6 protein-coding genes, 11 tRNA genes and 2 rRNA genes are annotated in these 9598 nt (G+C 38.0%); 18 read left to right on the top strand and 1 reads right to left on the bottom strand.

Annotated elements, in window-relative coordinates; translation table 11 throughout:
* The 14 genes from BLQ56_RS18440 to BLQ56_RS18375 form a co-directional block, all read left to right on the top strand.
* A 23S ribosomal RNA gene (locus tag BLQ56_RS18440) occupies positions 1–327 on the top strand; the annotation flags it as partial.
* A gap of 166 nt (positions 328–493) precedes the next feature.
* A 5S ribosomal RNA gene (rrf, locus tag BLQ56_RS18435) occupies positions 494–609 on the top strand.
* A 9-nt stretch (positions 610–618) separates the two neighbouring features.
* Positions 619–693 (top strand) — tRNA-Asn (locus BLQ56_RS18430).
* A 7-nt stretch (positions 694–700) separates the two neighbouring features.
* Positions 701–777: transfer RNA gene (locus BLQ56_RS18425), tRNA-Arg, on the top strand.
* A 30-nt stretch (positions 778–807) separates the two neighbouring features.
* A tRNA-Met gene (locus BLQ56_RS18420) sits at positions 808–884 on the top strand.
* Positions 885–899: 15 nt separating this feature from the next.
* A tRNA-Ser gene (locus tag BLQ56_RS18415) sits at positions 900–992 on the top strand.
* Between the two features lie 45 nt (positions 993–1037).
* Positions 1038–1114, top strand: a tRNA-Met gene (locus tag BLQ56_RS18410).
* 4 nt (positions 1115–1118) lie between these two features.
* Positions 1119–1202: transfer RNA gene (locus BLQ56_RS18405), tRNA-Tyr, on the top strand.
* Positions 1203–1206: 4 nt separating this feature from the next.
* A tRNA-Trp gene (locus tag BLQ56_RS18400) sits at positions 1207–1280 on the top strand.
* Positions 1281–1301: 21 nt separating this feature from the next.
* Positions 1302–1377, top strand: a tRNA-His gene (locus BLQ56_RS18395).
* Between the two features lie 11 nt (positions 1378–1388).
* Positions 1389–1462, top strand: a tRNA-Gly gene (locus BLQ56_RS18390).
* A gap of 133 nt (positions 1463–1595) precedes the next feature.
* Positions 1596–1670, top strand: a tRNA-Gln gene (locus BLQ56_RS18385).
* A gap of 158 nt (positions 1671–1828) precedes the next feature.
* Positions 1829–1902 (top strand) — tRNA-Cys (locus tag BLQ56_RS18380).
* Between the two features lie 158 nt (positions 1903–2060).
* The gene (locus BLQ56_RS18375) at positions 2061–2891 is read left to right on the top strand and encodes a tyrosine-type recombinase/integrase (protein ID WP_238457314.1); all 831 of its coding nucleotides are present in this window, start codon (positions 2061–2063) and stop codon (positions 2889–2891) included.
* A 189-nt stretch (positions 2892–3080) separates the two neighbouring features.
* Here the strand turns inward: BLQ56_RS18375 and BLQ56_RS18370 are convergent, their stop codons facing one another.
* Complete coding sequence (locus BLQ56_RS18370) at positions 3081–3404, bottom strand: rhodanese-like domain-containing protein (protein ID WP_386756511.1); 324 nt, start codon at positions 3402–3404, stop codon at positions 3081–3083.
* 215 nt (positions 3405–3619) lie between these two features.
* Between BLQ56_RS18370 and BLQ56_RS18365 the strand changes: the two genes are divergently transcribed.
* The 4 genes from BLQ56_RS18365 to BLQ56_RS18350 all read left to right on the top strand — a co-directional run bounded on the left by BLQ56_RS18365 (position 3620) and on the right by BLQ56_RS18350 (position 9593).
* Complete coding sequence (locus tag BLQ56_RS18365; RefSeq protein ID WP_090857846.1) at positions 3620–4456, top strand: lipoate--protein ligase family protein; 837 nt, start codon at positions 3620–3622, stop codon at positions 4454–4456.
* A gap of 378 nt (positions 4457–4834) precedes the next feature.
* Positions 4835–7396 (top strand): vitamin B12-dependent ribonucleotide reductase, encoded by a 2562-nt coding sequence (locus BLQ56_RS18360; RefSeq protein WP_090857843.1) that lies wholly within the window; start codon positions 4835–4837, stop codon positions 7394–7396.
* A 171-nt stretch (positions 7397–7567) separates the two neighbouring features.
* Entirely contained in the window at positions 7568–8593 is a 1026-nt protein-coding gene (gene splB, locus BLQ56_RS18355; protein ID WP_090857841.1) for a spore photoproduct lyase, read from the top strand.
* A gap of 112 nt (positions 8594–8705) precedes the next feature.
* Entirely contained in the window at positions 8706–9593 is an 888-nt protein-coding gene (locus tag BLQ56_RS18350) for a patatin-like phospholipase family protein (RefSeq protein WP_090857838.1), read from the top strand.
* Positions 9594–9598: the final 5 nt, after the last annotated feature.

The following is a 9598-nucleotide window of genomic DNA, read 5'->3' as shown; positions in this document are numbered from 1 at the left end:
CGCGAGCTGGGTTCAGAACGTCGTGAGACAGTTCGGTCCCTATCCGTCGTGGGCGTAGGAAATTTGAGAGGAGCTGTCCTTAGTACGAGAGGACCGGGATGGACACACCGCTGGTGTACCAGTTGTTCTGCCAAGGGCATCGCTGGGTAGCTATGTGTGGACGGGATAAGTGCTGAAAGCATCTAAGCATGAAGCCCCCCTCAAGATGAGATTTCCCATAGCGCAAGCTAGTAAGATCCCTCGAAGATGACGAGGTTGATAGGTCAGAGGTGGAAGCGCGGTGACGTGTGTAGCTGACTGATACTAATCGATCGAGGACTTAACCAAATTTATAAAGCGCAAGAAGCCCGTTTACATCCATAGGATGTGGCTTCTGGAGCTAGATTCAAAATGAATGTATTTTGTCTAACGTTATCTAGTTTTGAAGGAACGAAATTTTCTGTTGCATTATTCTTGATAAAAGGGTATAATAGAAAATGTTCTTTTGAAATTGTCTAGTGATTTTGGCGAAGAGGTCACACCCGTTCCCATACCGAACACGGAAGTTAAGCTCTTCAGCGCCGATGGTAGTTGGGGGACTCCCCCTGCGAGAGTAGGACATTGCTAGGCTTATATTGTTCCACAGTAGCTCAGTGGTAGAGCTATCGGCTGTTAACCGATCGGTCGTAGGTTCGAGTCCTACCTGTGGAGCCAATTTATTGCGCCCGTAGCTCAATTGGATAGAGCGTCTGACTACGGATCAGAAGGTTATGGGTTCGACTCCTTTCGGGCGCGCCAAATTATTATTACTAATTATAAGAATTTCTTGGCGGTGTAGCTCAGCTGGCTAGAGCGTACGGTTCATACCCGTGAGGTCGTGGGTTCGACTCCCTCCGCCGCTACCATTTGTTATTTTATACGGAGGAATACCCAAGTTTGGCTGAAGGGATCGGTCTTGAAAACCGACAGGGGTGTCAAAACCCGCGGGGGTTCGAATCCCTCTTCCTCCTCCATTTTATTTAAAGTAAGCATTTAATCAAAAAAATATTCCTTATTATCGCGGGGTGGAGCAGTCTGGTAGCTCGTCGGGCTCATAACCCGAAGGTCGCAGGTTCAAATCCTGTCCCCGCAACCAATATGGAGGGGTAGCGAAGTGGCTAAACGCGGCGGACTGTAAATCCGCTCCTTTGGGTTCGGCAGTTCGAATCTGCCCCCCTCCACCATTATAGGGGCATAGTTTAAAGGTAGAACTGAGGTCTCCAAAACCTCCAGTGTGGGTTCGATTCCTACTGCCCCTGCCAACTAAGTTAATATTAAGTATGGCGGTTGTGGCGAAGTGGTTAACGCACCTGATTGTGGTTCAGGCATTCGTGGGTTCGATTCCCATCAGTCGCCCCATATTTATTCTTGCGGGTGTAGTTTAATGGTAAAACCTCAGCCTTCCAAGCTGATGTCGTGAGTTCGATTCTCATCACCCGCTCCAAAAAAAGTTTAAAATAATACTTAGAATGTCGACGATATTTCGTGATATTTCCTACTGAAATATCCCAAAATATCCTCTTGCGATGCTGATTCATGGAGCGTATTCGAGGAAGATGTTCATGTAGATTCTTCAATGGGCTATAGCCAAGCGGTAAGGCAACGGACTTTGACTCCGTCATGCGTTGGTTCAAATCCAGCTAGCCCAGCCATTTTTTTTTGTAAACATTTTGTTTTTTCAACATATAGTATAATTATAGAAATTAAAGCAAGTAAAGCAAGTAAAGCAAGTAAAGCAAGTAAAGCAAGTAAAGCAAGTAAAGCAAGTAAAGCAAGTAAAGCAAGTAAAGCTACATGTTATTATATTAATGGCGGCATAGCCAAGTGGTAAGGCAGAGGTCTGCAAAACCTTTATCCCCGGTTCAAATCCGGGTGTCGCCTCCAATTCCTTACTAAACTCAAAATTATATATACATACTTAAAAGAAGGGCTTATTAAGTAACTCTTCTTTTTTTGTATGTAAATTTAAAAGTGGTTTTACTTCTGCGAAACTATCTGTTATACTTTGCATGTAGTAAAGTCTTTTTATGGGGGTTATTGGTTTGGAAAATCTTCTAAAATCGTTTGCTAGCTGGTTAAGTGATGAAGGGAAGTCTGAAAATACAATTAAAACTTATGATGGGTCTCTTCGTCAATTTTTTGAGTGGATTTTAAAAAATGAGCGTAGTATACATCATTTAACACGAGAGGATGTTCAAGACTACATGTTTCATCTTGAAAATCTTAATAGAAGTGCAGCAACGATTGAGAAAGCATTTTCGGCGATTAGTGTATTCGCTAGGTTTCAGAATATACAAGAGGTTATGAGTAATATTTCACGATTAGAAAAAGAAAAAAATCATGAAAGCCCTGATGCTTTAGATAAGGTAGAAAGAACAGCATTGCTTCAAGAAGTCGAGAAGGATGGGGATCTTCGAAATATTGTCATTGTTTATACTTTACTGCATACAGGGATTCGTATTTCAGAATTATGTGCTTTGAATGTCGTTGATGTTCACTTAAATTCTGGTAATGGTGAAGTATTTATTCGAAATGATAACGGTACAACTAAACGAACAATTCCGTTATCAAAGGACCTCATGTTATACCTAGGAAGATATATTGAAACATTAAAGGATAATCAAGAAGCATTATTTATCTCAAGTGTTGGAAAGAGAATTTCAACACGAGGAGTTCAATATATGTTAAAAAAATATAATGTGAATCCACACAAACTACGTCATACATTTTGTACGGAGTTAGTCCAAAATGGGATTGATATTTCAACTGTAGCTGAGCTTGCCGGACATTCAGATGTAAATGTGACAAAAAGGTATATGCCAAAAGACAATCCAAGTAGGATAGAAGAGGCTATAAAACGTACGTTTGCTTAAATGTTTTTTGTGACACACATGGTAGTGTTGTTTTATAATTGTTTGAATCGCATTAGAGAATATACGTTAATACCTAGACAGGCGAAAATAAATTGATAAGCGGCTTTGGCTCTATATTATATAGGCTAAGGTCTTTTTTTTTTAGCAAAAAAAAGACCGCCTGGATCTCAAGCGGTCTTTTCTAATTCTTTATTTTTTTGATTTAATCTTGCCATTCCATTGCTTGTATCCACCTTTAAGTGTAAACAACTGTTTATATCCTTTTCGTCTTAAAAGCTGAGCGGCTCTTCCGCTTCTCATTGTGTTTTGACAATATAGATAAACTGGCTGATCTGTTCGTACTTCTTTAATTCTCATTTTTAACTGAGTAAGTGGAATATTACGAGCACCTAATATATGGCCTCCATCATATTCATTTGGTTCACGAACATCTATTAATTGTGCTTTACGATAGCCTGCACGGAATTCATCTTCAGTAAGTGTTTTTAATATTCTTTTTTGATAGAAAAACATAACTAATGAATATGTGATGATTGCTACTAAGGCTATAATGATTATTTCCACAATGAATCGACTCCTTCTCTTGTCCTCTATTATCGACATCTTCTATTATATAAGTACAGGCATTAAGAATCAAAGGAATTCTACTATCATTTTTCTTTGAAAATTCTTCAGTATTTGATAGACTTAGGAAGCAAAAGAAGAATACAACATAAAGAGGGTTAAAAATGGAACAAGAAACATGGAGGTTTATTGACTCCGGAGAATGTTCTCCTGAATTTAATATGGCATTAGATGAAGCATTATTAGAGTGGCATAGTAAGGGAGAAATTCCTCCTACGATTCGTTTTTATGGATGGAATCCTGCAACTCTGTCGATTGGATATTTTCAAAAGGTAGAAAAAGAAATAAATCTAGATGTTGTAGAGCGCTATGGATTGGGGTTTGTTAGAAGACCTACAGGTGGGAGAGGCGTTCTACACGATAAAGAGCTTACTTACAGCGTAATTGTGTCTGAGGAGCACCCAGAAATGCCAAAAACAGTTACTGAAGCTTATCGAGTCATTTCTGAAGGAATTCTTCAAGGGTTTCGTTTACTTGGTCTTGATGCATACTTTGCTATACCTCGAACGGACGAAGAAAAAGCTGGGTTGAAAAATCCACGTTCTGCTGTTTGTTTTGATGCACCTTCATGGTACGAACTAGTGGTTGAGGGACGAAAGGTAGCTGGTAGTGCGCAAACAAGGCAAAAAGGTGTTATTTTACAACATGGCTCGATCCTTCTAGATATAGATGAGGATAAGTTGTTTGATTTATTTAAGTATCCGAATGAACGTGTACGTGAACGAATGCAACGTAATTTTAAGAATAAAGCTGTTGCAATTAATGCAATTCGTGAGACACCAGTTACGATTGATGAGGCAAAGGAAGCATTTATTAAAGGTTTTGAGCAAGGGCTTAACATTCATTTGGAACCATATGTACTTTCACAAACAGAATTAGACTATGTACAAAAGATAATGAAAAATCGATATGCAAATGATGAATGGAATTTTAAGAGATAAGGTGACTTTTTTTAGTCATCTTTTTTTAGTGTGTTTTGAAAAGCCTGAGAAATTAAGGGTTGTTTACTATCGAAAAAACGCAACCGACAAAATTCATCAAATTTAACGAAAATAAGAGGGTTATCTAGTTTTATCTCGAGTATCCTTTCATTTATTAACAATTTTCTGTTTGACAAAATTAAAATAACCTATAACAAAATCAATATGTTGTATGTTTTTTAAAATATTAAATACTATATATTGATTTTATTGGAGAAAATATGATAAGTTATTCTTACCGTAAAAACAAGTCATCAATCCGAGCTTCTAATAGAAATATACACCAAGATGCTCGTTGGACAAGCTTTTTATAATAGATAGTTTAAGGGAGTTGTGAGAATGTCTGTTGCGTTACCTAAAAAAATGAATATTAATGTTGAAAGACTAAATCAAGATATCCGACTGTTTCCTCAAGTTCATCCAATTACTGATGATATGAAACTGTCACACAAAGGGGTATCTCGTTTAGTCATGCTTGATCGGTACACATTTAAAGATACCGAGAAGCTAACTTTAGCAGAGGGCGATTTTGTTGTTCTTACTATTAAGGAAGATCCAAAGTTTCCAGCTCGTGGTCTTGGGTTTATCGTTAGCATCGATTGGGAGCAAAAATCAGCACAAGTACTTGTAGATGAAGAGTACCGTGGTGTATTAGATTCACCTGAGGAAATTGAAACAGGGATTGTGAATCGCTCGCTAGATGTTATTGAAAAACCGCTTGAAGTTTTTTATGAGCAAATTGCTAAAAGAAACGCAACTGGACTGGCATCTGTTGAAAATACTGAAGAGAAACGCCAAGAATGGTTTGAGAAGTTCTATGCTGAATTAGTTGGCTTAAACTTCATCCCAGCTGGACGAGTTCTATATGGTGCAGGGGCAGATACGGATGTAACTTACTTCAATTGCTATGTTATGCCATTTGTACAGGACTCTCGTGAAGGCATTTCAGAGCATCGCAAACAAGTGATGGAGATCATGAGTCGTGGTGGTGGAGTAGGAACAAACGGTTCAACTCTTCGTCCTCGTAACACACTTGCTCGAGGAGTAAACGGTAAATCATCGGGATCTGTATCGTGGTTAGATGATATTGCTAAGTTGACTCATCTTGTGGAGCAGGGTGGATCACGCAGGGGCGCACAGATGATCATGCTTTCGGATTGGCATCCAGACATCATGGAATTCATTATTTCTAAAATGCAAAACCCAAGAATTTTACGATTCTTAATTGAAAATACAAATGATGAAGCAATTAAAAAATACGCTCAAGATAAATTAAAATTTACACCACTTACAGAGCAAGAGAAAGCAATGTATCAAGGAATTATCAATTATAAACAGATTCCAGGTTACGGGGGATTTAGTGAGAAGATCTTCCAAGATGCTGAACTTAAGCTAAGCATTGGTGGAAATTATAGTGTTCATAATTCTGAATTTTTAACAGGAGCAAATATTTCTATTTGTTTAACTGAGGATTTCATGAATGCTGTTGAAGCAGATGCAACTTATGAATTGAAATTCCCGGATGTAGAAAGCTACGGACCGGAAGAAATGAAGATTTATAATGAAGAATGGCATAAGGTTGGAGATGTACGTGAGTGGGAAAGACTTGGTCACAAGGTTCGCGTTTATCGTAAAATCCAAGCGAAAGAGCTTTGGAATTTAATCAACATTTGTGCGACTTATTCAGCAGAACCAGGTATTTTCTTTATTGATAATGCTAACGACATGACAAATGCAAAAGCATATGGTCAACAAGTTGTTGCGACAAATCCATGTGGTGAACAACCACTTGCACCTTATTCAGTTTGTAACCTTGCTGCTGTTAATTTAGCTGAAATGGCTGACAAAGAAACAAGAACGGTTAACTTTGAGAAGCTTAAGAAAACAGTTGAAGTAGGAGTAAGAATGCAGGATAACGTAATCGATGCTACTCCATACTTCCTTGAAGACAATAAAAAACAAGCTCTTGGTGAGCGCCGTGTTGGTTTAGGCGTGATGGGATTACATGACTTACTAATCTATTGTGAAACTGAGTATGGTTCAGAACAAGGAAACAAGCTAGTTGACGAAGTGTTTGAAACGATTGCAACAACAGCTTACCGTGCATCAGTAGAATTAGCGAAAGAAAAAGGAAGCTTCCCATTCTTAGTAGGAGATGAGCAAGAAACAAATCGTCTTCGTGAAGCATTTACGAACACTGGTTTCATGCAAAAAATGCCAGAAGGTATCAGAGATGATATTAAAAAATACGGGATTCGTAACTCTCATTTACTAACCGTTGCTCCTACGGGAAGCACTGGTACGATGGTAGGAGTTTCCACAGGATTAGAACCTTACTTCTCATTCTCTTATTTTAGAAGTGGACGTTTAGGTAAATTTATTGAAGTGAAGGCAGATATCGTTCAAGAATATCTTGATCAACATCCAGAAGTGGATCCAAACAATTTACCAAACTGGTTTGTTTCTGCGATGGAATTAGCACCTGAAGCACATGCTGATGTTCAATGTATTATCCAACGCTGGATTGATAGTTCAATCAGTAAAACGGTAAATGCTCCTAAAGGCTATACTGTTGAGCAGGTTGAGGCTGTCTATGAGCGTCTTTACAATGGTGGAGCTAAAGGTGGAACGGTTTATGTTGATGGTAGCCGTGATGCTCAGGTTCTTACCTTAAAGGCTGAGGAGAATACTTTTGAAGATGAAGTTGAAGTGAAATCAACTGAAAAGAAGAAAAGTCATGTTGTTTTAGTAGATACGATTAATGACCTACGCTCCACAAATGTAACGATCGGTTCAGAAGTTGGAAATACTTGTCCTGTTTGTCGTCAAGGTACGGTTGAAGATCTTGGTGGATGTAACACTTGTACTGGTTGTGGCGCACAATTGAAGTGTGGCCTCTAAAATATTCTCTAAAACCCGTTTGCTGATCACCAGCAGCGGGTTTTTCATTTTTTAAAAGGAAAGTAAATAAATACACACGTAGGAATTAACTATTGGAAACCATTACTTAACTCTAATTTCTCCTAATTGCTAATACTAACTGCAAGTATTGATGAAAAAAGAGGTGAGTATATGGAACCGTTTGTTCCACAGCTTGTTTATATTGAACCAAAAGCTTTAGAGTATCCGTTAGGTAAAGAACTGAAAGAGAAATTCGAAAAGATGGGAATTGAAATTCGTGAAACCACTTCTCATAATCAGGTACGAGGAATCCCTGGGGATAATGAATTTCAGCAATACCGAAATGCTAAATCAACATTAGTAGTAGGTATTAGAAGAACCTTAAAGTTTGATACATCAAAGCCGTCAGCTGAATATGCGATTCCTTTAGCGACAGGGTGTATGGGGCATTGCCATTATTGTTATTTACAAACAACACTTGGAAGCAAACCATACATTCGTACGTATGTAAACTTAGAGGATATCTTTGAACAAGCTGATAAATACATGAAAGAACGTGAGCCTGAAATAACAAGGTTTGAGGCAGCATGTACGTCAGACATTGTAGGTATTGATCATCTGACACACTCATTAAAGAAAACAATTGAATATATGGGTCAAACAGAGTTTGGTCAATTACGATTTGTTACAAAATATCATCATGTCGATCACCTTCTCGATGCAAAACATAATGGCAGAACGAGATTTAGATTCAGCGTAAACTCAAGATATGTTATTAAGAATTTTGAGCCTGGTACATCTTCTTTCGATGAACGTCTTGAAGCAGCTAGAAAGGTTGCTAAAGCTGATTATCCTTTAGGATTTATTGTTGCCCCTATCTATATGCATGATGATTGGCAGGAAGGCTATTATGAATTGTTTGAACGACTGTCTAAATCTTTAGAAGGAGTCAATTTAGACGATTTAACTTTTGAACTAATTCAACATCGTTTTACAAAGCCAGCGAAAAAGGTGATTGAAAAACGCTATCCTAAAACAAAGCTTGAGATGGATGAAACAAAGAGGAAATATAAATGGGGAAGATATGGCATAGGTAAATATGTTTATCAAAATGAAGATGCTAATGATATTGAAACGACGATTCGCCGATATATTCATGAATTCTTTCCTAATGCAGAGGTACAATATTTCACATAAGTTTATCAAATATTGAGAACAAATGATGTTCTCTTTTTTTATGTCAAATTCTGTACTATTTCGTTCATTCCCTTATTAAAGATGTAAGAGGGATAATGAACGGAGGGGTACCATGTTATATATTGATGGTGTTTTTTCTGGTGGCGGAATAAAGGGGTTTGCTCTTATTGGTGCATATGAAGCACTTGAACAAAAAGGGATAGGATTTAAGCGGGTAGCGGGTACTAGCGCAGGCGCAATTATTTCTGCTTTGATTATGGCAGGATATAAAAGTAAAGAAATTGCACAAATTATGGGGGCTGTTGAATTGTCTTATTTTTTAGATGAAAGAAAAACACTCATCCCTATTCCGTTTGCAAAGTGGCTGTTTTTATATAAGAGACTTGGTTTATATCGAGGAGATGCTCTTGAGCATTGGCTAGAAGCAATATTATCTGCAAGAGGTGTTGCTACTTTTGGTGACCTCCCAACAGGCTCGTTACGTCTCATCGCTTCTGATTTAACAACCGGCACATTAATTGTTCTCCCAGATGACCTGCAAAAGTACGGAATTAATCCTGACAGCTTTTCCGTAGCAAGAGCGGTTAGAATGAGTTGTAGTCTTCCTTATTTTTTTGAACCTGTAAAGTTAAGACCTCCAACTGGCTATTCCTTAATAGTTGATGGTGGTGTATTAAGTAATTTCCCGATTTGGCTATTTGATAATGGAACTAGTCGGCAAGAGAGGCCTGTTCTGGGGATTAAACTCTCGGCAAATACGAATAAACAGCCTGTTAATAAAATTGACAACGCAATTACTCTTTTTTCATCACTATTTGAAACGATGATGACAGCACATGATCTAAGGTATATTTCGAGAAAGCATGAAAAAAACATTGTTTTCATTCCAGTTGAGGGAGGAATAACAACTGAATTCTCTCTAGGTGAAAAACAAAGAGAAGCGCTAATCCAACAAGGAAAGGAAAAAACAGAACAATTCTTAAAAACATGGTGTTTTTAACAACA

It is taken from the genome of Litchfieldia salsa (assembly GCF_900104555.1).
Lineage (GTDB): Bacteria > Bacillota > Bacilli > Bacillales > Bacillaceae_L > Litchfieldia > Litchfieldia salsa.
This window is presented reverse-complemented; position numbering and strand designations above follow the sequence as displayed.